The sequence below is a fragment of the Candidatus Merdisoma sp. JLR.KK011 genome (genome assembly GCF_036941125.1).
Classification (GTDB): domain Bacteria; phylum Bacillota; class Clostridia; order Lachnospirales; family Lachnospiraceae; genus Laedolimicola.
Window position 1 is genome coordinate 160,734 of record NZ_JAYWSZ010000004.1, and the last position, 26,826, is coordinate 187,559.

At 50.0% G+C, this 26,826-nt stretch carries 28 protein-coding genes and 1 tRNA gene; 7 read left to right on the forward strand and 22 right to left on the reverse strand.

Features of this window, described 5'->3' with window-relative positions; genetic code table 11:
• Position 1: 1 nt before the first annotated feature.
• Both VV089_RS14335 and VV089_RS14340 read right to left on the reverse strand, forming a co-directional pair.
• Complete coding sequence (locus VV089_RS14335; protein WP_334336387.1) at positions 2-1,846, reverse strand: efflux RND transporter periplasmic adaptor subunit; 1,845 nt, start codon at positions 1,844-1,846, stop codon at positions 2-4.
• Between the two features lie 56 nt (positions 1,847-1,902).
• Entirely contained in the window at positions 1,903-2,601 is a 699-nt protein-coding gene (locus tag VV089_RS14340) for an ABC transporter ATP-binding protein (RefSeq protein WP_334336388.1), read from the reverse strand.
• Between the two features lie 516 nt (positions 2,602-3,117).
• Between VV089_RS14340 and VV089_RS14345 the strand changes: the two genes are divergently transcribed.
• A complete protein-coding gene (locus VV089_RS14345) occupies positions 3,118-3,891 on the forward strand; it encodes a gamma-glutamyl-gamma-aminobutyrate hydrolase family protein (protein WP_334336389.1) in 774 nt (257 codons plus the stop codon).
• Between the two features lie 2 nt (positions 3,892-3,893).
• Here VV089_RS14345 and VV089_RS14350 read toward each other — a convergent pair whose 3' ends face one another.
• The 6 genes from VV089_RS14350 to VV089_RS14375 form a co-directional block, all read right to left on the reverse strand.
• Entirely contained in the window at positions 3,894-4,934 is a 1,041-nt protein-coding gene (locus VV089_RS14350; protein WP_334336390.1) for a dipeptidase, read from the reverse strand.
• 111 nt (positions 4,935-5,045) lie between these two features.
• The gene (locus tag VV089_RS14355; protein WP_334336391.1) at positions 5,046-7,472 is read right to left on the reverse strand and encodes a sensor histidine kinase; all 2,427 of its coding nucleotides are present in this window, start codon (positions 7,470-7,472) and stop codon (positions 5,046-5,048) included.
• The gene (locus VV089_RS14360) at positions 7,435-8,145 is read right to left on the reverse strand and encodes a response regulator transcription factor (RefSeq protein ID WP_334336392.1); all 711 of its coding nucleotides are present in this window, start codon (positions 8,143-8,145) and stop codon (positions 7,435-7,437) included. The genes VV089_RS14355 and VV089_RS14360 overlap by 38 nt, the downstream gene beginning before the upstream one ends.
• Before the next feature lie 149 nt (positions 8,146-8,294).
• Positions 8,295-8,804 carry a hypothetical protein gene (locus tag VV089_RS14365; RefSeq protein ID WP_172541214.1) on the reverse strand — a complete coding sequence of 170 codons (510 nt, stop codon included), beginning with the start codon at positions 8,802-8,804 and terminating at the stop codon, positions 8,295-8,297.
• A complete protein-coding gene (locus tag VV089_RS14370; protein WP_334336393.1) occupies positions 8,788-9,711 on the reverse strand; it encodes an HAAS signaling domain-containing protein in 924 nt (307 codons plus the stop codon). Before VV089_RS14370 ends, VV089_RS14365 begins: the two co-directional genes overlap by 17 nt.
• A complete protein-coding gene (locus VV089_RS14375; protein WP_172541216.1) occupies positions 9,704-10,027 on the reverse strand; it encodes a PadR family transcriptional regulator in 324 nt (107 codons plus the stop codon). Before VV089_RS14375 ends, VV089_RS14370 begins: the two co-directional genes overlap by 8 nt.
• 299 nt (positions 10,028-10,326) lie before the next feature.
• Between VV089_RS14375 and VV089_RS14380 the strand changes: the two genes are divergently transcribed.
• Genes VV089_RS14380 through VV089_RS14390 form a run of 3 tightly spaced genes read left to right on the forward strand, consistent with a single transcriptional unit; the run spans position 10,327 to position 13,057 of the window.
• A complete protein-coding gene (locus VV089_RS14380) occupies positions 10,327-10,707 on the forward strand; it encodes a BlaI/MecI/CopY family transcriptional regulator (protein ID WP_334336394.1) in 381 nt (126 codons plus the stop codon).
• On the forward strand, positions 10,707-12,824 hold the full coding sequence (locus VV089_RS14385; RefSeq protein WP_334336395.1) for a M56 family metallopeptidase: 2,118 nt from the start codon (positions 10,707-10,709) through the stop codon (positions 12,822-12,824). The genes VV089_RS14380 and VV089_RS14385 overlap by 1 nt, the downstream gene beginning before the upstream one ends.
• Positions 12,824-13,057: a hypothetical protein gene (locus VV089_RS14390; RefSeq protein WP_334336396.1), complete on the forward strand. Its 234-nt coding sequence runs from the start codon at positions 12,824-12,826 to the stop codon at positions 13,055-13,057. Before VV089_RS14385 ends, VV089_RS14390 begins: the two co-directional genes overlap by 1 nt.
• Before the next feature lie 122 nt (positions 13,058-13,179).
• Here the strand turns inward: VV089_RS14390 and VV089_RS14395 are convergent, their stop codons facing one another.
• From VV089_RS14395 to VV089_RS14430, 8 genes are all read right to left on the reverse strand, one after another.
• Positions 13,180-13,968 (reverse strand): amidohydrolase family protein, encoded by a 789-nt coding sequence (locus VV089_RS14395; protein WP_334336397.1) that lies wholly within the window; start codon positions 13,966-13,968, stop codon positions 13,180-13,182.
• 33 nt (positions 13,969-14,001) lie between these two features.
• Complete coding sequence (locus VV089_RS14400) at positions 14,002-16,209, reverse strand: cell division FtsA domain-containing protein (RefSeq protein ID WP_334336398.1); 2,208 nt, start codon at positions 16,207-16,209, stop codon at positions 14,002-14,004.
• A gap of 204 nt (positions 16,210-16,413) precedes the next feature.
• Complete coding sequence (locus VV089_RS14405) at positions 16,414-17,628, reverse strand: LL-diaminopimelate aminotransferase (RefSeq protein WP_172544619.1); 1,215 nt, start codon at positions 17,626-17,628, stop codon at positions 16,414-16,416.
• A 265-nt stretch (positions 17,629-17,893) separates the two neighbouring features.
• Positions 17,894-18,187 carry a sortase gene (locus tag VV089_RS14410; protein ID WP_334336399.1) on the reverse strand — a complete coding sequence of 98 codons (294 nt, stop codon included), beginning with the start codon at positions 18,185-18,187 and terminating at the stop codon, positions 17,894-17,896.
• Positions 18,175-18,651, reverse strand: coding sequence for a hypothetical protein (locus VV089_RS14415; RefSeq protein ID WP_334336400.1), 477 nt, complete (start codon positions 18,649-18,651; stop codon positions 18,175-18,177). Before VV089_RS14415 ends, VV089_RS14410 begins: the two co-directional genes overlap by 13 nt.
• Before the next feature lie 815 nt (positions 18,652-19,466).
• Positions 19,467-19,889 (reverse strand): type II toxin-antitoxin system HicB family antitoxin, encoded by a 423-nt coding sequence (locus VV089_RS14420; protein WP_172544617.1) that lies wholly within the window; start codon positions 19,887-19,889, stop codon positions 19,467-19,469.
• Between the two features lie 35 nt (positions 19,890-19,924).
• Positions 19,925-20,098 carry a type II toxin-antitoxin system HicA family toxin gene (locus VV089_RS14425; protein WP_334336401.1) on the reverse strand — a complete coding sequence of 58 codons (174 nt, stop codon included), beginning with the start codon at positions 20,096-20,098 and terminating at the stop codon, positions 19,925-19,927.
• Positions 20,099-20,192: 94 nt separating this feature from the next.
• A complete protein-coding gene (locus VV089_RS14430; RefSeq protein ID WP_172544615.1) occupies positions 20,193-20,708 on the reverse strand; it encodes a recombinase family protein in 516 nt (171 codons plus the stop codon).
• Positions 20,709-21,109: 401 nt separating this feature from the next.
• On the opposite strand from VV089_RS14430, the gene VV089_RS14435 reads away from it, so the two are divergent.
• Entirely contained in the window at positions 21,110-21,493 is a 384-nt protein-coding gene (locus VV089_RS14435) for a hypothetical protein (protein ID WP_172544614.1), read from the forward strand.
• A 126-nt stretch (positions 21,494-21,619) separates the two neighbouring features.
• Positions 21,620-21,715 (forward strand): AAA family ATPase, encoded by a 96-nt coding sequence (locus VV089_RS14440; RefSeq protein ID WP_334337580.1) that lies wholly within the window; start codon positions 21,620-21,622, stop codon positions 21,713-21,715.
• Positions 21,716-22,001: 286 nt separating this feature from the next.
• On the opposite strand, the gene dapF is transcribed toward VV089_RS14440, so the two are convergent.
• The 6 genes from dapF to VV089_RS14470 all read right to left on the reverse strand — a co-directional run bounded on the left by dapF (position 22,002) and on the right by VV089_RS14470 (position 25,956).
• The gene (gene dapF, locus VV089_RS14445; protein WP_172544613.1) at positions 22,002-22,847 is read right to left on the reverse strand and encodes a diaminopimelate epimerase; all 846 of its coding nucleotides are present in this window, start codon (positions 22,845-22,847) and stop codon (positions 22,002-22,004) included.
• A gap of 48 nt (positions 22,848-22,895) precedes the next feature.
• On the reverse strand, positions 22,896-23,444 hold the full coding sequence (locus VV089_RS14450; RefSeq protein ID WP_172544612.1) for an ANTAR domain-containing response regulator: 549 nt from the start codon (positions 23,442-23,444) through the stop codon (positions 22,896-22,898).
• 122 nt (positions 23,445-23,566) lie between these two features.
• On the reverse strand, positions 23,567-24,913 hold the full coding sequence (glnA, locus tag VV089_RS14455; RefSeq protein ID WP_172544611.1) for a type I glutamate--ammonia ligase: 1,347 nt from the start codon (positions 24,911-24,913) through the stop codon (positions 23,567-23,569).
• 138 nt (positions 24,914-25,051) lie between these two features.
• The gene (locus tag VV089_RS14460) at positions 25,052-25,441 is read right to left on the reverse strand and encodes a PD-(D/E)XK nuclease domain-containing protein (RefSeq protein WP_334336402.1); all 390 of its coding nucleotides are present in this window, start codon (positions 25,439-25,441) and stop codon (positions 25,052-25,054) included.
• The gene (locus VV089_RS14465; RefSeq protein ID WP_172544610.1) at positions 25,422-25,598 is read right to left on the reverse strand and encodes an AAA family ATPase; all 177 of its coding nucleotides are present in this window, start codon (positions 25,596-25,598) and stop codon (positions 25,422-25,424) included. The genes VV089_RS14460 and VV089_RS14465 overlap by 20 nt, the downstream gene beginning before the upstream one ends.
• A gap of 284 nt (positions 25,599-25,882) precedes the next feature.
• Positions 25,883-25,956: transfer RNA gene (locus VV089_RS14470), tRNA-Pro, on the reverse strand.
• A 174-nt stretch (positions 25,957-26,130) separates the two neighbouring features.
• Between VV089_RS14470 and VV089_RS14475 the strand changes: the two genes are divergently transcribed.
• Complete coding sequence (locus tag VV089_RS14475; protein ID WP_334336403.1) at positions 26,131-26,820, forward strand: superoxide dismutase; 690 nt, start codon at positions 26,131-26,133, stop codon at positions 26,818-26,820.
• The last annotated feature ends 6 nt before the right edge of the window (positions 26,821-26,826 follow it).

A 26,826-nucleotide genomic window follows, 5' to 3' on the forward strand; every position in this document is an offset into this window, starting at 1 on the left:
TCTATTCCTCCACAGCCGTAACTCTCATACCCTCTTCCACCAACATTCCGGTAGTATTGCGGATAACCTTGTCTCCGGCGCTTAAGCCTGACTGAATCTCGACCTCCATAGAGGATGCAAGACCGGTCACCACTTCTCTTATGGCAACGACGCCGTTCTCATCCACCACATAGCAGAAGCTTCCGTCCACGCCCGTGTTGACTGCTTCCACCGGAACTACAACCACATTTTCCGCTTTGCGGCCGTTTACTGCCACCTTAGCCTCCAATCCCAGGTAAATGTTCTCATCCGGATTGTCAATATGTATCTCGGCGCTGACTACCGGCGTTCCCTTGCTGTTCTCCGCCGCCAGACGACTCAGCTTGCTTACCTTGCCGGTGTAAAGCTTTCCTGCCAGATTGATCTCGGCACTCTGGCCTACCTCCAGCTTTTCCAGGTCAAATCTTGTTACAGACATATCTACCACAACATCCTCATTGCTTGCTACGGTAAAGAGGCTTCCGCCCTTGGCCGCAGGGCCGCCGGCAACTGCAGACACCTCTGTTACCACGCCGGAGAATTCCGCCTGGATTCCGGCCTTGCCCTCATTGATCTCATCCTTGGTCATCTGGGCGTTGAGATTGCTGAGATTGTTATTGGCCGACAGCTCGTTTCTTGCTGCGGAGGTCAGCCTGGAGGCATCCGTGGAATCCTTGATTCCTTCCTCCTTGGCCTTGTCGGTCTGGAGCTTTTCCAGATTCTCCGTAGAATCCTTTAAGCGATCCTGGTATTTGTTCAGCTTTTCGTTGATTTCGTTCAAGACGTCCTGTTCCTCGCGGATTTTCTGCAGGGCGGCATCGCGGATTGCGGTCTGTTCATTGATGGTTGCTTCCGCTTTTGCCTTCACGCCTTCCCATTTTGCCTTTTCCTGGGATGTATCCGGAGCTGCAGGAGGAGCTGTCGGTACAGAAGGATCCGGGGCTGTGGGCGGAGCTGTTGGTGCAGAAGGATCCGGAGCTGCCGCCGGGTTTGTATCTCCGGCCGGAGCATCGGGCGTTCCATTGGCTGAATCTCCCCCTTCCTCTAACTCCTGTATTTTTTTCTTTGCTTCCGCCAAGTCTGCCTGTGCTTGATCTATTTTCGCCTGAGCATCTGCCACAATCGCCTGCTGCTCGCCAATCACCATAGAAGAAGCCGCCTGCTTCTCCGTATACTCGGTAATCCGATCCTGCACATGCTCATTTTCATTCTTCTCATCCTCCACCTGCTGCTCAAGCACACCCAGGGCGGCAGAGGAACGGTTGAATTCGGATACATTTTTATTATCCCTGGTGATGGCATCCTGGTAGCCATAGCCTGCAGCGCTTCCCGTCAGTTCCGCCTGCTTGTAGAGCTCATCCAGTTCCCCGGCGTCATAAGTCAGCAGCGTAGCTCCTGCCTCCACCGTATCCCCCACCTTCAGCTCACATTCGGAAACCGTAGCCGATACAGGGGAAAAATACGTTTTCACATGCTCTGATTTTACGCTTCCGCTGCCCTCAATGATCTGTTCCACCGTTCCCTGGTAAGCCTCCGTCACATTTACCATAGGCAGCACCTCCGGCGCAAACATCTTCGGAATAATATTCAAAGCCAGGATCACAACTACAATGCCTCCGATAATCAGACGCTTTCTCCGCTTTTTCTTCTGCTCCGGCGTCAAAGGCTCCTTCTCCGGTTTTTCTCCCTTCTCCCGTCGAAGGAAAAAGCGCTTCTTCGGCTTTCCGCCCAAATCATCCTGTGAAGAATCGCTCCATTCGTCCAGGGGGCTTTTCCCCTCCACCGTCATTTCTGCTTCCGCTGCTTCGTTCTTTTTCTTCTTAAACATCACTGATTCTCCTCATTTTCTATCTCTGATTCTAACTGCTCTGTTCTGTCACAGTTTCATGCAAAATCCTGATCAAGCGTTTCATCTGACTCAATCTTTCCGTCCATAATGCGGATCACCCGTTTCGCCTGAGCGGCAATTCCGTCGTCGTGGGTAATCAGAATCACCGTCCTGCCGCCCACATACAATTCCTTCAAAATCTGCAGAATCTCCTTACTGGAAGCCGAATCCAGATTACCCGTAGGCTCGTCGGCCAGTATCACCGGAGGCTTTGCTGCAATCGCTCTGGCAATGGCCACCCTCTGCTGCTGTCCGCCGGACATTTCATTGGGCCTGTGGTTAAGGCGGTGGGAAAGCCCCACCATTTTAAGAGCGTCCACAGCCAGTCTGTGCCTCTCCCGTTTGCCCACGCCCCGGTAAATCAACGGAAGCTCCACATTTTCGATGGCCGTCAGATTGCTGATTAGATTAAAGCCCTGGAAAATAAATCCAATCTCCAGATTCCGGATGTCCGACTGCTCATCATCCGTAAGCTTAGACACATCCTTGCCATTCAGATAATATTTCCCGGAGGTTGGAACGTCCAGACAGCCCAGCATGTTCATCAACGTAGATTTGCCGGAACCGGACTGTCCGATAATGGCCACAAATTCTCCTTTGTTAATGGTAAGGCTTACATGATCCAGCGCCCGTACTTCATTTTCCCCGGGATTGTAGACCTTGCAAATGTCTCTTACCTCCACCAGTGCGCTCATACAGCTCCCCTTTCTTATTTCTAGTTCCGTAATATTTATCCCATACACCCTAATCTAAATCAAATTCCAGCCGTAAAGTACACGTCTGTAATTTGATTTGTGCATTGGATAAATATTACTGTTTCTAGTTCCGTAATATTTATCCCATACACCCTAATCTAAATCAAATTCCAGCCGTAAAACGCACGTCTGTAATTTGATTTGATAAATATTACTGTTTCAACTATTTTCCATATGTATTATTTGAATAATACAGTAACACATTCCGTCGTAAGATCAATAGACTTCATAAAATCTTAAGTTTTATTTTTTTATTTCTTCATTTCCGAAAAACATTGCCCAAAGCACTGTTATTCTGATTTAAAAATGGATTCATTTAATAAAACGAAAAGAGCTCGTCTTTTTCTTCATATATTTTCATATATTTTATTAAAACCAGTTTTTACGATTCCGCTGCCGGGCAGAGCATGTATTGGGAACGCTTCCGAAGGCGGCGCAGAACAAGGAGAGCCTTCCATGAAAAAACTCTTAATCGCCGGATATGCCGATTCCACCATCAACTATCAGAACGCCTTTCAAAGACTAGGCGCATCCTTCGATACGCTTCCGCCCAAAGCGCCCGGCCCCTTGCAGCGCCAGGGAAAATCGGCTCCCATCCTTTCCCTGCCCAGACTCTCCTACAATCCCTGGGACTACGACGGCCTTGTCCTTCCCGGCGGCGGAGACATTGCCCCAGCCCTCTTCGGAGCCAGGGACGAAGGCTCCCGTGATATCGACGAACAGCTGGACTGCCTCCAGCTTCGAACCCTGGACGCCTTCATACAGGCAGAAAAACCCGTTCTAGGAATCTGCAAAGGCCTCCAGATCATAAATGTCCATTTCGGCGGAACCATCATCCAGGATCTGCCGGAGCCCTCACAGCTTGTCCACGCATACGTCTCTCCAAAAGAAAGCCGTCCTCCCCAAAAGGACAGCTCATGCAAAATGCCCGTCACTCGCAATAACGGTGACAAAATCCATCCTACAAAAGCTGCCAGAGGAACCTTCCCCCAGCAGCTTTACGGAGATGCGCCCATCACCAACAGCGCCCACCACCAGGGTACAGGCGCCGTAGGCGACGGCCTCCTGGTGGCTCAGTACAGCCACGACTTCGTCATAGAAGCCCTCTACCATGCACAGCTTCCCATCCTGGGCGTCCAGTGGCACCCCGAGCGGATGTGCTTCGAATACGCCGACATCCGCATGGATGACGGTTCGGCCCTGCTTCGGTATTTCCTCTCCCTTTTGTAAATTCAGGAAAGGGTCTCTCGAAAAAAGCGCAGGAAATTCCCCCCAAGCACGCCGGCAAGGGTATCCTCCCTCATCCCGCGCCCCAAGAGGGCTGCGCTCAGCGTCAGCATCTCCCCATGATGCAGCAAAAGATCATCCTCCTCCACATCAAAGCTAAGCCTCGGCGTAGAAGCCGAAAGCCCGTTGCAAAGATCAAACCCAAAGCCCACATGCTCCTCTCCGGCCACTGCCGCAAGATGCTCCACATGCCGGCAGAGACAGTCGATGGCCTGCTCTCTGGGAAAAGGCGCGGCCCCGGCAATGGTTCCGCAGGCATTCACCCCAATCACCCCTCCCCGGGACGCCAAAGCTGCAATCTGATCATCTCTCAGATTCCGGTAATTCTCATGGACGCTCCATGCATCCGAGTGGCTGGCCATAAAAGGCTTCTTTGCGCACTCCAGGATATCTGCGAATCCGTCATTATTCAAATGGCTCACATCCACATACATCCCAAGCTCTTCCATCTTCGCCACAGCCTCCCGGCCAAGCTCCGTAAGCCCTCCGTGAATCTCCGCAAACTCCCCGGCCTTACAGCATCCCCTGGCAAATCCATTGGGCCGGCTCCAGGTAAGCCCGGCCCCTCTCACTCCCATATCATAAAAAGCCCGGAGCAGATACAGATCCGTCCCAATCGGATCCAGCCCCTCCAAAGACAAAAGAACCGCAATCCTCCCATCCCTCAGAGCCCCCTCCAGCTCCTCCCGGCTGGACACGACGCCAATCACATCCCGAACCGGCTCCAAATCCTCCCGAAGAGCCGCAATCTGCGCCATCGCCACAGGAAGCCCCTTCTCCGGCAGATCCCCGGAAGAGACAAACACCGAAGAAACGCAGACATTCAGCCCAGCCTCCAAAAAGCTTCGAAGATACCTCCGCTCCACCACATCCCGTTCTCCATGCAGCCTGCGCCTATACACCTCCGCCGCCAGATCCAAATGCCCGTCCACAACGGTCTGTTCCCTATGTATCGCCCTGGCCCATTCCACAAAAACCTCTTCCATTTTCCTCTTCCTTTTAACAAGGGCCGGAGCTGCAGCAGCATAAGGCAGCAGTCCCAGTCCCTGTAAATAATTTTTCTATATTTTATGCGCAATCCGCAAAACAGTCTACCCCTAAAGGGCTTTCACAAACTCCACCGTCACCGTAAACAGATCCGCATTCAGCTCTACCTTAAACGTACCGCCGCAAGCCTCCGTAAAGCTTCTGGCAATCGACAGCCCCAGTCCGCTGCCGCCATCCGTCCGGCTTGCGTCTCCTCTGACAAACCGCTCCGTAAAATCAACCCCGTCATCCAGCTCCGTCCCGGAAGTATTCTTAATGTTCGCCACGGCCACACTCCCGTTATCCGTCAGCGTCAAAAAGATCCGCGATCCCTTAAGTGAATATTGAAGGGCATTCTGAATCAAATTCTGGAATACACGGTAAAGCCTCTGCCCGTCCGCCATAATCATCACCGGCGCCTCCGGAATGACCGTCCTCATAACCAGGCCGCTCTCTGCAATCTGCACATTCATATCCGCCAGTGTCTGCCGAAGCAGCTTCCCGAGGTCCAGCTTCTCCAGATTCACCGGAAGCTGGTTCGAAGCCGCCTTGCTCACCTCAAACACATCCTGGACCATAGTCCTGAGCCGCTCCGACTTCTCCCCCAGAATCTGCACATATTCCTTCACATGCTCCGGCAGATCCTCCTCCTGCTTGAGCAGCTCCACATAACTCACAATAGACGTGAGAGGCGTCTTAATATCATGGGACACATTGGCCACCAGCTCCACCTTCATGCGTTCACTCTTCGTCTGCTCCTTAAGAGCCGTCTCCATCCCCTGCTGAATCTCATTAAGATTCTCCGCAGCCGTTTTCAGATCCGCATCCTCCGGCAGATGAAGCCGCTCCGTCAGATTTCCTTCCCGGATAGCCGCAATCTGATCCGACAGTGCCCCCAGGTCCTCTGCCAGCTCCTTATTCTTACGCAAATGCCAGACACCAAACACCAAGAGCCACACACCCGGGCATACAACAAAGCATACCAGCACAATCCCCGGCCCATTCCAATAAAAGCCATGTCTGTAATAAGAAGCCGCCGTAATAGAAAACACCGAAAACAGCACCGCAGACACAAATACCTGGCAATACCGCTCCACCATCCGTTTCTGGATAGGAAGCTTCAGTTCCTTCGTCCGCATACTTGCAATCACGGGCCCAAGCAGAGACTTCCGTTTTCCCTTATTGAGCCTCAGATCCGTCACACCCAGATATCCCATCCAGAACGCAGCCGTCAAAAAAGGCCCCCGGCCCACAATCATGCCGGCATAATGTCCCAATACCTCCGCACCCATATAACCGCCGTCCTGATAGAGCCAGATAAGCTCTTGAATGATTTCCCTTCCTCCCGTAAGCAAAAATGCAAGAGGAATTCCCACAAACAGCAGGAGCTTCACCTCAAGCCAGATATGCCCCAGGAAGCTTCCGATAGCGTTGTCCGCCCGGCGCTTATCCTTCCAAAGCAGAATTGACAGAGTCAGCAAAAAGAGGGCTGCAATCAGCTTCCATTTCGCCGCCTGATACCTGTCATAACGGCTCTCCTGGTACTGCTGCATTCGATAAAGCCCTCCCCAGTTTTGAACGGCTCCGTACTCTGAATAGCTTCCGGTAACATAAAGCTTTGGCTGCTTTGCCGCCGCTATAAAGATCATGGCATCCATGGCAGATTCGTCCACGTTAAAATTCGTATAACCAGGCACATACCACAGGCTGTCCTCTGTGTACACGCCGTCCCCATAGACATCCAGCTCCCTGCCGTCCTTGCTGATGCGAACCTTTCCGTCTCCCTTTTCGTTGTACCACAGGCAGAAGTTATACTCCTCCTCCCCAGGAAGATACCCCTGGAAATCCGGATCCTTTAGTTCCGTTCCCACCTTGGGCTCCAGCTGCTCCATATTGGTATAAAGAAGCTTTCCCTGGTAAATGACTGCATAGCGAAGGTTCTTATCCCTGGCATATTCCTTCATATACGCTTCCAGGGCCTCCTTCTCATCCTTCGGGCTGCCGTTATTGTCTCTGTCGTACTCGCCTCTGCGTATGGCATCCATGGTGTCATCCGCTATACCATACTCTTGCTGTATCTCATTCCAGGCCTCTTCCGAAGTCCCGGCCTCTCCCTCCGCCGCAGCCTCAGTAGGGATCTCCGTGCCGGCTGCTGCTTCCGCCTCCTGCACGACAGTTGTTTCCCATGAATAGCCCAGCCATCCGCCGTCATAATATCCGTCATAATAATAGGTTCCGTCGCCGCTGTAGGCCACTCCATAATTATTCCAGCCTTTTCCTCCGGTTGCCACGCCCAGAAGCTCCTCCAGACGGCTTGCTATATAGAAGCGGAAGTCCGGATGCTCCTGATAATCCGTTCCTATCCGGCTTTTCAAGCTGTCTGCGCTGCTGCCAATGAGGCTCACCATAGACAGGAAATTTCCAAGCAACAGGGTCACTCCCAAAAAGAAGGCCGTAAAACTAACAATGATTCTCAATTTTCTCAATTTTGTATCCAATTCCCCACACCACCTTTAAATATTCTGGCTCCTTTGGATTGAGTTCGATTTTTTCACGAATGCGCCGTATGTGCACCATCACCGTATTTTCCGGAGCAAAGGCATCCTCCTCCCAGACTCTCTGGTAGATTTCCTCGGCCGGAAAGATACGGCCCCGGTTCCGCATCAGGAGATCCACGATCTTTGTCTCCGTAGCGGTAAGCTTTACCGGCTCCCCGTCTGCATAGAGGGTGCGCTCCTCCATCCGATAACAGAGACGGCCGTTGCGTATCACATCTGCCTGCTGCTGTGCGTGGATATCGCCAAGGGAAGTGTACCGTCTCAGATGGCTTTTCACCCGGGCCGCCAGTTCCTGGGGATTGAAGGGCTTGGACACATAGTCGTCCGCTCCCATGGAAAGCCCCAGAACCTTGTCGGTATCCTCACTCTTGGCGCTTAAGACGATAATGGGAAGATTCTTCCGCTCCCGGATCTTCATAACTGCGGACAGGCCGTCCAGCTTCGGCATCATTACATCCATAATAATGAGCCTCACGGGATGCTCAGCCACAAGCTCAAGGGCCTCCATGCCATCGTAGGCCTTCAGCACCTGGTAGCCCTCCTTTTCCAAAAGAAGCCCGATGGCCTTTACAATCTCCCTGTCGTCATCCACCACCAGCACGCATTCGTTCATTTTCTTTCTCCTTCCTCGTGTATGCGGCTGTTGTTCATCAAAACAGCCGCGTTCTTCAAGCCTGTATTTATGGTAGGAAATATTTCTTACAAAAGAATTGTGATATTTCTTACAGATTTCTTACAATCACAGCCCTTCCCAGACATGCGCTACCAAACCAGATACACATCATCCTTGTTGGCCGGATTGACGATGGCGGTGACTTCCTCGATTCCTAAAGTGTCAAAGGATACGAGCCGGCCGGCCTTCAGATTTTCCAAAAACACATCCTTTGCCTTCATCATCAGCTCCATGTCATCTTCCGTGGAAACCCAGCGGCTCATCAAAACAATCTCATCGTACTCTTCTGCCCATCTGGGCCTGGGAGCCATCCGCTCCTTATTGTAGGTTACGCAGAAACGTACTGTATTTTCCGGAACCCGTGCATCCGTCAATACCTCATCCTGCTTCCACTCGTACCCACCTGTGATTGCGATTTTCTCCTCTCCCGGCTCAAACTCCACGTCAAAATTTTCTGTCTGCATATCGGTCTTCCCCAGAATCTCCCTGCCGCCATAGGCAAGGGCGGAAAATTCCGTAAACAGAACGCCCACGCCGATCCCGGTCAGCAGAACGCCGGCGCAGAATACGGCAAACAATATTTTATGCATTCTTTTCATTGTACTCCTCCATTCCCATTCCGTAATCCTCCCGCTCCTCTTTTTTTCTTCTCCGCACCAGGCTGTAGGAGCCCCAGGCCAGAACGCCAAGACAGAGCATTGCGCCAAGACAGATAAGGAGCATTCCCGCCATGGGGTAGCCCTGGGGCAGAAGAACCAGCACGGTTCCCAGGCCCGCCAGTGTTATGAGGGCCATACTTCCAAAAAACAAGGCCATAAACAGCCATAAGAGATTCCAGAACAGCCGCATCCACCAGATGCAAAAAGCAGCAGACAAATCCCATATTTTCGTAATAACCTGAAAGAAGGCGGCTGCCAGGCTTCTTTTCGGCCTCTGTTCTATGTTCACGGTTTTCACAATCTTCAAGCCTCCCTCCCCTTTGTCCGTCTCTTGGGGAACGTCTGCATGTCTCAAAGAGAAAGCTTCCTCTTCCCTGGCCGCCGCAGGATCTTCCTGCATATAAAGAGCGCTTTCTTCTGCCCCTTCTGCCCTTGCTCTTATGCTGGAGAAAGGCTTTTTCATCCAGAAGGCCAGTGCCCGGCACTTACCGGCGCACCAGTGAAGGCCGCGGCTGATTCCGCTCATGCAGGCTATGGACTTGTCTTTGAGAAAGGTTCCTATTTTCCGAAAAAGCTTCCCTCCCTCTTCCATACCTCCCCTCTTGAATTCCGGCAGATGAACGGAAGACTTTTTATCAAACTCCGGCTTTACATGGTAGGCTTCCAGAATCTCCGCCGCAAGCTGACGCATGGGGCCAAAATCCCGAATGGCTTCTTCCTCGCTCAGACCCTTTTGAAGCTTCATGTCTATGTGCTGGGCATATTCCTCTAAAATGTCCTCCTGCTCCTGATCCTCCAGAATCCGGAGGTATCCGCGCAGCTCTTCTAAAAATGTCTCTTTATTCATGTTCCTTTCCCTCCTTCAAAAATCGGCTGACCCTGGTTTGAAATTCCTCCCACTCGGCTTCCAGGGAATCCCGGTACAGGATTCCGGCCGCCGTCAGGTGATAATACTTCCGCGGAGGGCCTTCTGAGGATTCACGCAGATACGTTTCAAAATAGCGCTCATTGGTCAGCCGCTTCAGCAGCGGATAGATGGTTCCCTCGTTCACATCAATGACCCGGGAAACCTCTTCCACCAGCTCATAGCCGTACATGTCCTTTTTCCGCACAGATTCCAGAACAATCAGCTCCAATACTCCTTTTTTAAATTGTGGATTCATGTACTCTCCATTCCAATTCCGCAGCCCTCGCACAAGCCCCTTCCTGCCGCAAGAGCTTTCGGTGACATATGTATGCGGCCGGAAATCCTTCTTGGCAATGCGCAAGGTATGCTCTTTTTTCTTTATGCTATTATATTACGCCAGCTACTATGTATTGTCAAGTACTAATATTTTAAAAGTAGTGATGCCTATATCTTCCCTGTTGACAGCGGTGTCTAATGGTGTTAGACTATAGGTGTCTAATATTATTAGACACCTATCTTTTATCAAATACACAAAAGCGGCAAGGGGGAATGGCAATGGAACCTTATAAATTGGGAGAAATGGAACAAAAATTTGCAGATTTAATCTGGGAGCGCGCTCCCATTGCCACCGGCGAACTGGTGAAGCTGTGTGAGCATGCATTCGACTGGAAGCGAACCACCACCTACACCATGCTGAAACGGCTCTGCCTGAGAAACCTCTTTGAAAATGTAAACGGCATCGTTCAGGTCAAAACAACAAGGGAGGATTTCCAGGCCGCCCAGGGAGAACAGTTCCTGATGGAAAATTTTGACGGATCCCTGCCCCGGTTTCTCACTGCATTTTCCAGAAGGAAAAAGCTGAGCAGCCGTGAGGTTGCACAGCTTCGGAAGCTGATTGAGGAATACGAAGACGAAACGGAAGGAGGCAGCTCATAATGGAACAGCTTTTTATTACGATTCTCAATATGAGCCTTACAGGAAGCGTGATCATTGCAGCAATGCTGATTGTCCGGCTGTGCTTTCGAAAAGCCCCCAGAATTTTTTCCTATGCTCTGTGGGCCGTGGTACTCTTCCGGCTTCTCTGTCCCGTGTCCTTTTCCGCCGGCATCTCCTTCCTGGGTATTCTGGAAAAAAATGCGCCTGCGAAAGGGCGGATGGAATATATTCCCAAAAATATCGGATATCAGATGGAGCCCAAGGTCAGTCTCCCGCTTCCCGGCGTCAGCGATGCCGTCAACGCATCCCTTCCCGCCGGCAATCCGGCTGCTTCCGCCAACCCCCTTCAAATCTGGATCTTCGTCTTGTCTTGTATCTGGATTCTGGGGATTGCAGTTATGCTCGCTTACAGCATGTTTTCCCTCCTCCGCCTTAGGAAAAAGCTGAAAGCGGCCTCCCACGAAGGAGGGAATATTTACCGGATGCCGGGCCATGGAACGCCCTTCGTCTACGGGCTTATCCGGCCGCGCATTTATCTCTCCCAGGCCCTTAACCAGAAGGAGGAGCGCTATATGCTGCTCCATGAGCAGATTCATATCCGTAGAAGAGATCCCCTGTTCCGGACGCTTGCTTACGGGGCCCTCTGTCTTCACTGGTTCAATCCTCTGGTGTGGCTGGCCTTTTTCTTAAGTGAGCAGGATATGGAAATGTCCTGTGACGAAGCTGTGATCCGGCAGCTTGGGAGCAATGTGAAAAAGGAATACTCTGCTTCCCTTCTGTCTCTCGCCTCAGTCCATCCCATGGTAAAAGGCCTTCCGATTGCCTTTGGGGAAGGAGATACGAAAAACCGTATAGAAAACGTCCTTCATTACCACAAGCCCGCCCGGATTCTGGCTGCGGCCGCCGCTATTGTCTGTGTGGTGCTTGCCGTACAGTTTCTGGCCAATCCCAGGGACGGCGGATCGGATACGGATTGGGAAAATGTATTCTATGGTATTGTAGCTTATGGGGATATGGAAGGGGAAACGCCTCCTATGGTCGTGCGCATTCCCCGTTTCGGGGATATGGCTGTACCGGAGGCAGACCGGGTGGAGCCTTATATCGAAATTGATTTTAACGGACTGGAGGCCGGAGATCTCATTCGGATCACCTTCCCGAAAGGGGAAGAGATCTCTATTATGGAGACTTATCCCGGCCAGTTCTCCCTCAAGGCCGAGAAAATCGAGGTGATGGGCCGGGGCCCCTTTGCTATGGAGCCTGGGGAAGGAAACAGCTATCGTTTTGCCCTGCCTCTTGGAATGGCGCCTGATGCACAGCCCGGGGATCTGCTGGATGTCTACCTGCAGGAGCCGGACAAGAACGGCGTGATACAGGATGTGGAATTTTTACACTCTGTGGAGATTCTGGATGTGGCGCCGGAACAGTACCAGATCTGGGTGAATATGCTTCCTGAGGAGGCGGAACGGGTTCTTTCGGAATTCGGCTTTGGACTTCGATTGGAGCTTTTAAAACAGGACTCCAAGGTTCCTTATCTGTCCTCCGAGAATCTGGAGACACTTCTGTCCCAGGCGGATCTGAACGGAACCTTCCGGCTGAATATCCAAAGGATTGCCCGGAGCGCACGGGGGATTGACCGCTATGTCGTCAATACGCTTACAGAGGATTCCATCCAGGAGCTTCCCCTTCTTGCGTTTGCAGAGGACTGCGTTTTCCGGGTCAACCGGGAGATGAATGCTGTCCGCTATGAGGACGTGGACTTTGATGAATTCACGGAGCTGGCTGAGGACGGATTTTCCTGGAGCAATCCTCTGTGCACCCTTCATTTTAGGGATAATGTGATTACCCATGCGGCTTTGGAAAGCGCATGGTACGGCGCAGGCATCGCCTATGAGCCCTTTACCCCGGATACCTGGTATGCAGATATCCACAGCTTTCCGGAGATGGAAGGGATTGATCCTCTGGAAACCTATTATACCCAGGCGTACCGTGTGGAAAGCGATTTCGGGGAAGGGGCCGGAATGGAAACGGGGATATTCTCTACTCCGAGGGCGCTCACGTCTCCCGGGCCGGTTGGAATAATATCTATCTTGGAGAGCTTGACGGGACGCCGTTTCTGATGAGAGTCCATATAGAGGATCGGGATACCTATGGAGGGTCTGATTATCAAGTGTTCCGTTTGGGCGAAAACAGCGAGATTCTTCAGATTGCCGGCAGCTCCTTCTCCTTTGACCAGGATCTGATTCCTTATGATGAGGAAAGCTTTCATCAGTGGAAGGCACAGATGGATACTTACCTGAACAACTGCCGGCTGCTGCTGAGTACCCAGGATGGGGAGATGCGGACGGAGTAAAGGGCTTCTCTTGGTAAATCCATCTTTTTGCAAACAGGTAGAGCTGCACCTTGCGGTAATGGAACAAGCGGCTTTGTCCTTCATATATACCTGTTTTCCAACAGTCATCCTTCGTTGACGCGCTATTCGAGTCCAAATAATTTACAGAAATTCCCATACAATATTTTATCCATCAAATCCTCGCCCAAGTCAAAGCGCAGAAGCTGCTCCACCGCATCCTCCGGCTTCCACATGGGAAAATCAGATCCGAACAAAAAGCGTTCCGGACCAAAGCGGTCAAACATGCGGTATACCAATTCCTCGGATACAAGCGGAATCGTGCTGGAGGTATCGTAGAGTACATTCTCCGGCTGGGGATGATGGAAAGACTGCTCCCAGATAGCCCATCCTCCAAAATGGGCGGCAATCACCTTCAAATCCGGCGCCTTCTTAAGAAGATTCGTCAGACGCTTGGGCGAAGAAAAGTCATAGCGGTCATCCCCCATATGAAACAGCACCGGAAGCCCTCGTCTGGCTATGGAACGATACATCGCTATTCCACAGGAGGCATCAATGGGAACCCTCTGAAAATCCGGATGAATCTTGATACCGCGAAGGCCCAGCTCCTCCATCCGATCCAGTTCCTCCTCATAGCCTTCCATCCCCGGATAGAGCGAGCCAAAACCGATAAAGCCAGGATGCTCACGGGCGGTCTGGGCCAAAAAAGTATTGATATTGTGAACCTGCCCCGGTGTGGTGGCGGAATTGCTAATCACGCAGCGGCTGATGCCTGCCTCTTCGAGCTCTTTGACCAGGCAGTCCGTGCCCGCCGTGGTATAAGCGGTTTTGTCATAAAATTCTCCGATGGAATGAGCCGCCTTTTCCGCCAATTTATCCGGAAAAATGTGTACGTGTATATCTGCTATCTTCATAAAACATAATTCCTTATCTGCACCAGAGGATATCTACATCTCTTCCTCAATCCGAATGTTGTCCCCGTCTCTCAGCTCCTGCTGAAACAGCCCCTGCATTCCATTGACTGTAAGAACTATCCGCCCCTTTGGCTGTTTCAAATCAATTCCGGAATATTGTATCATATCCATGAGAAAATAGGAGGTTCCATCCGTCTTTCTAGGCAAAGTAATCGGCATTCCATTCAAATGAAAATGCACCTCCGGCGGCTGCGCAGAGACTGCCGTCTTTTCCTCCCTCTGGGATACGGGAGCTGCTGCCTCCAGAGCAGAACGCTGTGCAAAATTTCTCTGCGGATTTAACGCCGGTTTTGGCTCTTCTTCCTGTTTCATCTCAACAGGCTCTGTTTCCTCTGCTGTTTCCTCTGCCGTTTCCGGCTGCCGCTCTGTTCCTGCAGGTTCGCTAAACTCTGCCGCAGTTTCTGCGGTTCTATCTGGTGCGGCTGCACTTTCTTCCTGCTGCACCGGCTCCTGCTCCTGCGTCTGCTCCGGAACAGCCGCTGGCTCCGGCTCTGCTCCTTCCTCCGCCGCAGGCACATCCTCCGCTGCTGCCCCTTCTTCCGCTTCCGCAGCTTCCTCCGTCAGCGCTTCCTCTCCCGGCCGCCTCATCACAATCACATCGCCCATTTTCAACTGGGTCTCCAAATCCGCAGGCATCCCGTTCAAGGTCAGCTCCACAGCCTCTGCCGCCCCGTTAATATCCCCAAGGCAGGCCGCCGCAGACACGCCCGATACTGCCGGTGTAAAGTCAATCTCATCTCCGGCCTGTATGATCTCCGAGAGCCTCCCTTCCTTTTTATTAATAAACAGAGCCGCAGGCTCCACAGGCGTACCGTAGAACACCTTCCGCCTTCCGTTCACCGTCACAACCAGGTTCGCGCCACTGTGTCCCATAACATCCAAAAAGCTATAGCCGTTCATCATCAAAAGATTCAGCGCCGTAAAGCTTCCGCTTCGGAACAGATTCGCCGGCCTGCCGTTCAGGATCACCCGGAAGCTTGCATTGATAAGATTCAGTCCCGAAGACACTGCAATCCCCAAAGGCGTTGCATACTCCGGATTGTTGAGATCATACTCATCGGAAAATGCACTGGTGCGGAAATTATTTCCGGCAATGGCCACACGCTTGGAATCCATCTGCAGAGCCGCCGTCAAGCCCTCCTTAAGCCCTGTAAGCTTGCTGCCGCCTCCTGCCAAAAACAGCGCCGAGGGCGGATTGCCGTTGATCTCCAGGATCTTGTCCGCAATCTCCCGGCAGAGATGATCCGAGGTATCCTGTATACACGCCAGAAGCTCATCCCTGGAAATCGTCTGCTCAAAGCCCAGGATATCCGTAAAGGTGATTTCCTCCTCTTGATCTGCCTGCGCCTTCATAGACTCCGCCATCTGGAAATCTACCAGGTATTCCTTCATCAAGGTCTCCGTAATCTCATCTCCCGCCATGGTAGCCATGGTGTAGCCCGTCACGCTTCCGTCGGTACAGGCCGCAATATCCGAGGTTCCTGCGCCGATATCCACCAGCACCAGGTTCAAAAGCCGGAGATTTGCCGGAATCGCCGCATTGATAGCTGCAATCGGCTCCAAGGTAATGCTGGCCACCTCCAGGCCGATCTTATTCATGGTGGTATAGAGACTTTCCACCACCTCGCTCGGCAGGAAGGTCGCTATCAGATCCACCTTCACGCTCTTTCCCCTGTGATCCTTCAAACTGGAAATCATATATTTATCCAGATAATACTGGCACACTGTATAACCCACCAGATAGAACCTGCGGTTATCCTCCATACTGCGGTTCTCCGCATCAAAGGCTTCCTCCGCCTTGCTGATAGCTCCCGCCTCCAGACGGCTTATCACCTCGTCGTCAATGAGATCCTTTCCGGAAACCTCCATCTCAAATTCCGCCCGTTTCGTCCGAAGGGCTCTTCCCGCCGCCGCCACGCACACGCGCTCCAGCTTAAAATGAAGCTTGCTCTCAAGCTTCTGCTTCACCTTTCCGGCCACAGCCGCCACTTTATCTATATTCTCGATCTGTCCGTCGATCATTGCCCGTTCTGTATGTTCTTCCCTCTCAATAGCAATGATTCGGATCTTTTCATTCTCCACGGTTCCCACCATTCCGATGATGCTCCGTGTTCCGATATCCAGAGCAAAAATCGTCTGCTCTGCCTGTATCTGCGTCTTTTTTACCTGTACTGCCGCCATGCTTTCCCTCCTGCGTCATTGGAGCGGCCCTTTGCCGCCCTCACAGCTTTGTCTCTCATCATTATAGTAAAATCTCTTTTCAATGTAAATGCTTTTCTACGGGAAAACACATCCGATTTCAAGGCGGCGCTTACTGTCCGCTCCGCGGCCGGTAACAGGCTGGGGACTTTTTACGTTACTGGCCACGGAGTGAACAGCAGCCTTTTACATCTGCTTAATCCGCTCCAAGGCCGCCAGGGTATTCTCATAAGAACCAAAGGCCGTAAGCCGGAAATATCCCTCTCCGCTTGGGCCGAAACCGGATCCCGGTGTCCCTACGACGCCGGCTCTTTCCAGAAGATAGTCAAAGAATTCCCAGGAGGTCATATTGCCCGGCGTTTTCAGCCAGATATAGGGGGCGTTGACTCCGCCGGATACGGTGTAGCCGGCCGCCTTTAACCCCTCTCGGATGGTTTCGGCATTCTTCATGTAATAGGCCACCTGTTCTTTCAGCTGGGCTTTTCCTTCCTCGGAATAGACTGCCTCGCCTGCACGCTGGATGATGTAGGGGGCTCCGTTGTATTTTGTTCCGTGGCGTCTTGCCCAGAGGGCGTGTAAAGACACACCGCCGCATTTCAAATCCTTGGGAATGACTGTATAGCCCAGGCGCACGCCGGTAAAACCGGCATTCTTAGAAAAGCTCTTAAGCTCGATGGCACAGGTTCTGGCTCCCTGGCACTCATAAATGGTGTGGGGAACATTTTCCTCGGAAATGTAGGCCTCGTATGCTGCGTCATAGATGATCACCGCCCCTGTCCGGTTCGCATAATCTACCCATTCCTGGAGCTGTTCTTTTGTAATCGTGGAACCGGTCGGATTATTGGGAAAGCACAGGTAGATGAGATCCGGCGTTTCCTTTGGAAGCTCGGGGGCAAAGCCGTTCTCTGCCAGACAAGGCATGTAGATTACACTGCTCCACATTTCTGTCTTGGGGTTGTAGGTTCCTGTCCTGCCTGCCATGGCGTTCGTGTCCACATAGACAGGATATACGGGATCGCAGACGGCGATCCGGTTGTCTGTGCTGAAGATCTCCTGGATATTGCCGGAATCACACTTTGCGCCGTCGCTTACAAAGATTTCATCCGGGCTGATGCGGGCGCCCCTGCTCCGGTAATCGCCCTCGGCAATGGCATTTCGCAGGAACTCGTAGCCCAAGTCCGGGGCATAGCCGCGGAAGGTCTCTGCATGGCCCATTTCGTCCACGGCTTTGTGCATGGCTTCTATGATGGCCGGAGCCAGGGGCTGGGTGACATCTCCGATCCCAAGGCGGATAATGCTCTTCTTGGGGTGCTCCGCCGTATATGCAGCGACCTTTTTGCCAATGTCAGAAAAAAGATAGCTGCCCGGCAGCTTTAAATAATTGTCGTTTATCTTATACATCGCTCTGTTACCTCCTATTCCAGTTCCGTAATATCCTTCACAATACACCGGTATGAAATCAATTCCCAGCCGCAAAAGCATGCGTCTGTAAATCGATTTGTGCATTGTGAAGGATATTACTGTTTTAAAGTCTCTGCGCGACAGCACGAAAGGGTAAAGCCGCTTCGGCACACCGGTAATTTTGGTTCACGCAAAAAAGGCGCTCTTCCCCCTCGGTTGAACGCCTTTGCTCTGTTTCAAAATATAGCAGTAATGCAGAACTTTGTCAATAAATTTTCCCTTTTTTCTTCCTTGAAAACAGCAGCATTCCAGCAAGAGCCGCCGCAGACACTGCACATCCTGCCGCCAGGAGGCCGGCTGTCCTGCTCTTCTTGGCCTCTCTTTCCACTGTCTGCTCCATCAGCTCCTCCTCTTCATACTCACGCCTCTCCCCTCTTACCAGAAGGCGGTGGCTGTTCACTCCGTATGGAGTGCAGGTCACAAGAGTTATATAGTCCCCTCCCTCAATGATTGCCAATTCCCCGGTATCCCCAGGCTCCACCAGCTTTATCTGATCCACCTCGTTGCTTTCATATTCCAGTACACCGGAACTTCCTGGGACATTTCTCCTGTTCCCGCATAATAAATGGTATAGACCACGGGCTTATTTTCCCTATACAGTTCCTCCTGATTCCAGGGGGCCACATAACCATAATAATAATAGTCGTAATCATCCTGTCCGCCAGAGGAACCCCTTTGAGGCCGGGCCTGTACAAAGCCATCCATCTGCACGTCCTTCAACGGGCAGACAGCACGGAGGGTATCGGGCAGTTCCAGCTCTGCCGCGCCTGTTCCCTGGTCCACGATCATGCTGTAGACGGGATTGTGCCGCTCAAACAGCGTGATTCCCGGCTTTCTCCCCGGAAGCTCGAGGGTAATGCCGGCTGCGCACAAGGGCTGTGCAAATACGCTCCAAAGCAACGGACAAGCAAGAAGCCCGTTAAGTCCCCGGTAAACAAATGATTTTCTTCTGTGGTCCTTCATCTCCTACACCCTTCCGATTTTTTTTCCCACAGACTGCTGGCCAGATGGGTATGATCCTGCCTTTTTTCCAGATACTTATGCCTTGTTCCGGTATGTCCATTTAGCTGTTTCTGTGAGGATTTGGCTGATTTCCTGCTACGTTCAAAGTGGTGTTTAATGCAGACTTTTGCATCCAGAAATGGTATGATAATGGCAAAAGATGGAAGACTTTGAAAAAAATACTGTATTTATAAGGAATTTATGGGATAACACATAATCTGTACTATCTGAAATTTAATGTCTTATAAGGCGGATTTTAAAGTCTAGTAGTCCGTACCGGAAATCCTTGTGCATATTTCCGGTCTATTTCTCCGATAGCACAGGTCAAAAAGCCTCGCCGTAGCACCACTACGTCTGCGTTTTTTGACCTGCACTCTCGGAAAAATATCCTCAGAAATATGCACAAGGATTTCCGATACGGACTACTAGTTTAAAATCCACTTTTCAGCAAAAATTTTCAGAAAATACTAGAAAAATACATGATTCGCAAATTCAAGAGGCTGCCGCAAAATAAGACAGCAGCCCATAAGGAAACATTGCAAAACATATGACTTATGCTAGGTAAACGGGAAAATAGAAAACTCTATGGGATTGAAAAATCTTTCGCATAGAATTTTTGTTTATTTCAACATTTCATATAAAATTTTATATTTATTAAAATCCTCTTCAAATTTATCTGCATTAACATATATATCCTCCCCAAATATATGTTAAATAACAATTGGAACAATCGCTTTACACCCTAAAGAAAGACACCTCAAAAGGTGTCCCTCTGTTTAACCGCTTATTGCAAGCCGCTCCATCAATGCTTCCTGTAAAACCTTCGACACATTGAGATTCGCTGCCTCTGCCTCCTGGTTTAACCAATTCGGTAATGTAACATTTCTTCGCACGGATTTATTATCCATGCGCCTCCTGTACACGATAAAGTCCACGTCCACCATAGTCAAAATTCCTTTGGTATAATCAAAATCCTCTGTATCCTCCTTTGCTTTGACTACTGCTCCTTGATAACCGGATGCCTCCGGAATCTCTATCCCGTCATCCTCCAGGGATATTCCTTTCAGCCCTATTGCATCTCTGGCCATTTCTATAGCATCCTCCAGATCTTGCCCCTCTGTAAAAATATCCATATCTGGAACATACACCAGATAATCTGTTCCACATTCTGCTATAAATGTTGGATATGCTCTTTTCATTGTATTCCTCCTTATCTAAAAAAGATACCAGGGATTTATTTCAATCCCCACTTCTTTAGTATCCTTTTTGCCGTAATTTCATTAATTTCTGTATGTCTTAGAACCTGTTCTGTGTCACTTCCACGTTTGTATGTATCGTGGTTACCTCCATGCTCCTTGAAATGAAACCCAGCGTCTTCAAGCTTTTTTATCAGGTCTCTTCTCTTCATAGCATTTCCTCCTATAATTATATTATACACATTTTTTGTGTATCGTCAACAAATATGATACGCATTTTTTCCACTATATTCGGGAGATTACCCTCTATACTTCCTGCATCATGCGGTGCCATTTCAGAAAGGTGCTGTGGGCTACCCCCAATTTTTTTGCCGCAGTTCTCGCTGAAATCATTCCCTTTTTATATTCTTTTTGCAGTGGGTAAAATTCTAAGGGGATCTCCATAGACTCTCTTCCAAACCGCACCCCCTTTTCTTTTGCCAAGGTTCCCGTTAAGTCTTTATCCTTCTTTCTTGTATCCAGAAGAGGCATATCCAATACAACGATATCTGCCCGCATTTCCTTGGTAATCATGCGCCATTGATTCTGAATCTCTGCATAAATTCTTCCAAGCCGATCAATTGATTTCACTGCAAGCACATCGCCGGGACGCATTTTTTTCATTAGAGCCCTGTATTTTGGACGTTCAAAATCTTTTCCGCTCCATTTATCCATATAGATATTCTTTCTGCTCACGCCAAAGGCCTCCAGCGCAATTACCTGACGATCCTCGTGCTGCTCCTTTGTTGATACCCGGATATAACCATAATAGTTTCCCTTCATGCTCCAATACCTCCTTATCCTAAGTAAACATGTAAAGTTATCTGCCGTTTTTCCCTCTTGAAAGGCTTCCCAGCAGAATCATTGTACTGGATTAAGTTGTGAAAGTGAGCATTTTCAGAAGGTTAAGTCAAGGCTAAAAAGGGAGCTGTCATTTTTCCAGATTATCTTTTTATTATTTCAGTGGGAATGCCGAAAATTTTCAAACACAGATGATTGAGAAAAAGAAAGCAATCAAGTATAATGGAGGAAAGTAATCTATAGCCCAAAACTTAAAATGGTATCAGAAACATTTTCTATAGAGGAAGCTGAGTATAAACAGGAGACAGAAGCAGCGGTGCGCGAAGAGATTGCTGATGTGCACAGATAATAATGTGCAGAGCTTATAGCGGGAGGTTATTAGTATGAAGTTATTCTCTTTCGGAAAAGAAAAGAAACAGGAGGACTTTAATTTTCAAATTGAAGATGTGTTTGCCTTAAAGGAATGCGGCGTGGTAGTTGCAGGACGAGTCACCAAGGGAGTACTCCATCAAGGGCAACAGGCAATCTGTGTCCCCCAAGCAGGGACTTCCTTCCTCTGCATAATTGAGCGTATTGAACAGCCAGATCCCAGGTATCAGGGGCAATATATTCATCCGAAAGAGGCAAGGTCTGACGGACCTTGCGGCGGACATTATGCCTTGATGATTCCGGGCCGCAATAAATCAGATTTTCATTCCGGGGATCACCTGGTTCCCACAGGCTCTGTACCGCTTGACGAGCCGCCGGGTATGAATCCAAAACCCTGAAAGGGATGTTTATGATTCGGCTTGTGCCTGTGGTTTTTTGCTTTATTATACTAGTAACACGGAACAGCGGCGAGTGAACAGTAACAAAAAGCGGCGGCGAAAGGAATAGCAGTTGAAGGGATTGGGCTGCAAAGCTTTGAGACAATACGAGAAAAACAATATTTTTATGTTGATAAAACAAAGTTTATAAAAGAGTGGCGGAAAAAACCGGATGATGTTTGAAAATATGATTCAGGGATGGTTTTCAGAGCAGGATGAAAACTATAACGATTTTATCAAAGCATTATTGTCGGATGATTTGGAAAAAAGGTATTGATTGGAAAAGATATCTGAAAATGGTAAAAAAGACGATTTTATTGCAGATGAAAAATATTCTGCGGCTTGGACAAAAGGAGGCCGTTACTGTTCGGGATTAAAATGTCTGTAATGCCCTGCCAGAAAGCAGGGCGTTACTTTTATACAGTATATAAGAGATTCTCTTATATCACAGGCCCAGTTGTATTTTCTTTCAGACTGATATTTCCAGATCAATCTCCCCACGGAACACCTCAGCCGCAGGCCCGGTCATATACACGCAGTTGTCCTTCTCGTTCCAGTCAATCTGCAGATCGCCTCCCAGCAGCCGGACAGTGACGCTGCGTCCGGCGAAGCCGTTGAGGGCTGCAGCGACTGCCACTGCGCAGGCTCCTGTTCCGCAGGCCATGGTTTCCCCGGAACCTCGTTCCCACACACGCATTTCAAGTGTCTCTTTATCAACCATGCGCACAAACTCCGTGTTCACCCGATCCGGAAAACGCTCATGTGTCTCGAATTTCGGCCCCAGCTCCTCCAGTTTCAGATTCTTTATATCCTCCATAAATACAACCGCATGGGGATTGCCCATGGAAACGCAGGTCATTTCATAGGTTTGGCCGTCCACGGCAATCGGCTCCGCCACAAGACGTTCTCCTTCCCCTTTCACCGGAATAAGAGAAGGCTTTAAAATCGGCTCGCCCATATTTACCTGCACCTGGGATACCTTGCCTTTTTCTATTGTCAGCTTGAGATACTTGACAGCCCCTCCGGATATGATCCGAAGGTCTGTCTTATCTGTCAAGCCGTGATCGTATACGTATTTTGCCACACAGCGGATACCGTTGCCGCACATTTTTCCGTAGGAGCCGTCCGCATTGTACATTGCCATCTCAAAGTCGGCCTCCTTAGAGGGCTGAATTAAAATCAAGCCGTCTCCCCCGATGCCTTTGTGCCGGTCGCTCACCAGCCGGGCTGTTTCCTCCGGATTCTTTAAGGGTTCCCTGGTACAATCCACATAAACATAATCGTTGCCGATTCCATGCATTTTCGTAAACTTCAATTTAGACCTCCATTCCAGTTCCGTAATATCCGTAAAATCTTTTCCATCTCAAAAATTCATAAGGCTCAATACCATCTGGGCCGTTTCCACCAGATTTGTTCCGCTGTCCATACTGCATTTTTGGATATAGCGGTGGGCTTCCTCCTCGCTCATATGGTTCCGCTCCATCAAAAGGCTTTTTGCCTCTAAAACAATCTTTTTCTCCTCCTCTGAGCGCGCCTTCGGCTTCTGCCGCAGACGCTTTTTCCGCCGGGCAGTCTGTTCCGCCATAAGATCCAGCGTATTTAATAAATCACGCACCTTAAGGGGCATGGCAATGCACATCAGATCCGGATCACTGCATTCGCTTAAAACACGCTGGGACGCTACCAGAAGCATCTGAAAATGAGAAGGGAGAACGCTGCGCAGCTCCGAATAAATCATATCCGGATATTTGCAGCCGCAGACCAGAATCCCGTCGCCTAAGCTGTTGGCATGAGCCAGCGCCTGGGCTCCCGTTGTACAGACTGCCGATACCAAAAATCCGTGCCGCACCAGGAGGCTGCGTACATTTCCGGCATCTTCAGCCTTTGGAAATAATACAATAATGTTTGTCATGTACCTCCCCCCGTACAGCGTTTTTCCTTAAAATCACAAAGTAACCGTTTTATCTCTGCGAGCAATGAGCCATGCCGTGCTTGCACGAGCATCTGACTGTCTAAAGAATTTGAACACAAGGCTTAAATCCGGTAAAGATAAGAGTCAATCTCCCAGGCCGATACCTGCGTACAGTATTCCTCCCACTCTCTGCGCTTCGCCTCGCAATAGCTGCGGCTGACCTTCTCACCCAGAACCTTTGTCACCAGCTCATCCGCCTCCATGGCATTCAGGGCTTCCAAAAGATTCCGCGGAAGGGACTCGATCCCTCTCTCCTGCCGCTGCTTATCCGTCATCCGGCGGCTGCTCTGATCCACCGGGTCAGGCGGAAGAATCTGCTCCCGGATTCCCTCCAGGCCGGCGGCCAGACACAGGGCCAGAGCCAGATACGGATTGCAGGAGGGGTCAGGGCTTCGAAGCTCGATCCGCACATTTTCCCCTCTCTGGGCCGGAATGCGGATAAGCTGGGCCCGGTTCACGGCCGACCAGGCCACGTAGCCCGGAGCCATGTAGCCCGAGGCCTGCTGTGCCGGGAACAGACGCTTGTAGGAATTCACTAAAGGATTGGTAATAGCTGTGATTCCCCTGGCATGCTTCAAAATACCGCCGATAAAATAGTACGCCTCCCTGCTCAAGCCATTGGGATCGCCGGAATCCTGGAAAATATTCCTCCCCTCCCGGGATAAAGACATATTGGTATGCATACCAGAGCCGTTTTCCTCTGTCTTCGGCTTCGGCATAAAGGTGGCGTGAAGACCGAACCGCCTTGCAATGGCCTTTACCGCCAGTTTAAAGGTCATAATGTGATCTGCCGTCAGCAATGCCTCATCATAGCGGAAATCGATCTCGTGCTGCGCAGAAGCCACCTCATGGAAGGAGGATTCCACTTCAAAATCCATTTCCTCCAGGGTCATAACCATGTCGCGCCTTGCATTTTCTCCCAAATCAATGGGCCCCATATCGCAATAGCCTGCCCTCTCATGGCTGAAGGTGGTGGGCTCCCCATTGTCATCCATGTGAAACAGGAAAAATTCACATTCCGGCCCCACATCGAACTGGTATCCCATGCTCCTGGCCTCTTCCAGAACCTTTTTCAAAATATACCGCGGATCGCTCTCATAGGGCGTGCCGTCGGGCCGCTTGATATCACAGATGAGACGGGCAACCTTTCCCTGCTGGGGCCTCCAGGGGAAAATCACGAAGGTATTCAGATCGGGACACAAAAACATATCCGTATCACTGTCATCCACAAAACCGTCCACACAGGAGCCGTCAAATACGTAGTTGTTATCCAGCACTCGTTCCAGCTGGCTCACTGTGATGGCTGCATTTTTCAGATTCCCGAACAAATCCGTAAATTGCAGGCGGATAAACTCCACATCCTCCTCCTCCACCAGCCTTAAAATATCTTTTTTTGTAAAATGGCTCATGCCTTCTTCTCCTTCTCTTTGTCTTTCAGACAGCTTCCCAGGCCATGCCCGTTGTCAATGATGGAAAACTACTTCTATGATGCAAAAAAAGGCGTTCTTTTCCCTATATAGAACGCCTTTGCTCTGTTTCAGAATATATCAGTTATGGGGGGCTTTGTCAATAGAAAGATCGCGTAAGGAACACACTTCGCAGTCCTTTCGGTAAAAGGATATTCCGTAGCAGTCAATATTTCGATAGCCCTCCGTCCTCAATTCCTCCGCATATCTCTTTTCATCTATCTGTTTCAGCGCCTTTTTAGCATCCTCCTCCAGATCATCGATGCAATCAGAAATCTTTATCTCCAGAATAAAGGATCTGCCCCGAAGAGACGGGCTTTTTACCATTATATCGGAGCGTCCGTTTCCGGTTTCCCGATTGGATTTTACCAGATAATTTTCACTCTGGCTCAAAATTCCCGTCAGAAAGCCATGGTAGAAGTTTTCCGCACTATCGAAGAAACTGATCGTATCAAATAGCTGTCCATTCAAGATATCCCGCATCCGTTCTCCGCGGCCTGGTAAATAAATTCACTTTTCTTTTTAAATCAAGCAATTCTTTAATAAACATCGTTTTATCCACATAATAATAACCGGATTTTATTATGTCTTCAAAATTTTCTACCCCTATCGGCAACGGCTTCTTCATCCTCACACCTCCTGTATAAAGTTGCTGCATTTCTGCTGCCTGCTTCTGCAATTATGATTTATATACACTCCAAAGCCTGCTCCATATTGATTTTCAAACATAAAAGTGGTAATATGCTTGGGAAACATGTTGAAAGAGACACCGCACCCTTCTGCGGAGTAGCAGAAAATTATTATAATGAAAAAAAGAAGCTGAACTTTTTATTCCCTGCCGCATGTCAGCAGCCTTCAACTTCTTTCGTACGATAGATTATGTAATATAAGTTATCAAGTCTTTATAAAAAGTCGGAGTAACAGGATTTGAACCTGCGACCTCTCGGCCCCCAGCCGAGCGCGCTACCAAGCTACGCCATACTCCGTCACGTGCAGGTATTATTGTATGCCATTCTGACACATTTGTCAAGTGCATATTTTATTTTATTGAAACATACAATGAAAATATCGTAATTGTTCCGATAACCTGCCGCGAAATGCAGATTTTGACGCAGACTGTCCGAGCAATTCGTAAATGATGTCCGCCAGGAGGTACATCCATGATTCAGCATTATCCCTTTGAAGTACTGCCGCTCCCCTATCTCTACGATTCCCTGGAGCCCAATATCAATATGGAAACCATGTTTTTCCACCATTCCAAGCATCTTGCAGCCTATGTAGACAATCTCAACACCCTTCTTAGGCCCTATCCCCAGTTCCACGAGTGGACTCTGGAGCGGCTGATCCTGGAAAACCAGGAGCTTCCGGAGAAAATCCGCCAAAAAGTCTGGAACAATGCCGGCGGCGTCTATAACCACCAGCTCTATTTTGCCGGAATGTCGCCCAACCCTACCCAGCTCTTAGGAAAGCTGAAGGATGCCCTGCTGCTGGATTTCGGAACCTGGGAGAGCTTCTATGAAACTTTTTTCCAGATGGCAGTAGAGCTCTTTGGCTCCGGAAACCTGTGGCTTGCGGCTGACGAACGGGGAAAGCTTGTGATTCTTCCCCTTCCCAATCAGGATACCCCTCTGCCAAAAAACCTTTCGCCAGTCCTGAATCTGGACGTGTGGGAGCACGCCTACTATCTGGAGTATCAGAATCTCCGGGCAGAATACATCCGCAACTGGTTTGGCATCATCAACTGGACCGAGGCCGAACGCCGGTATGAAAAAGCCCTTTTCAACAATCTCCTGTGCAATGGAAGACAAAAGCAGTCCAAGCCGCTTCCCAAAAGCGAAGATGAAGTATAACCTCTG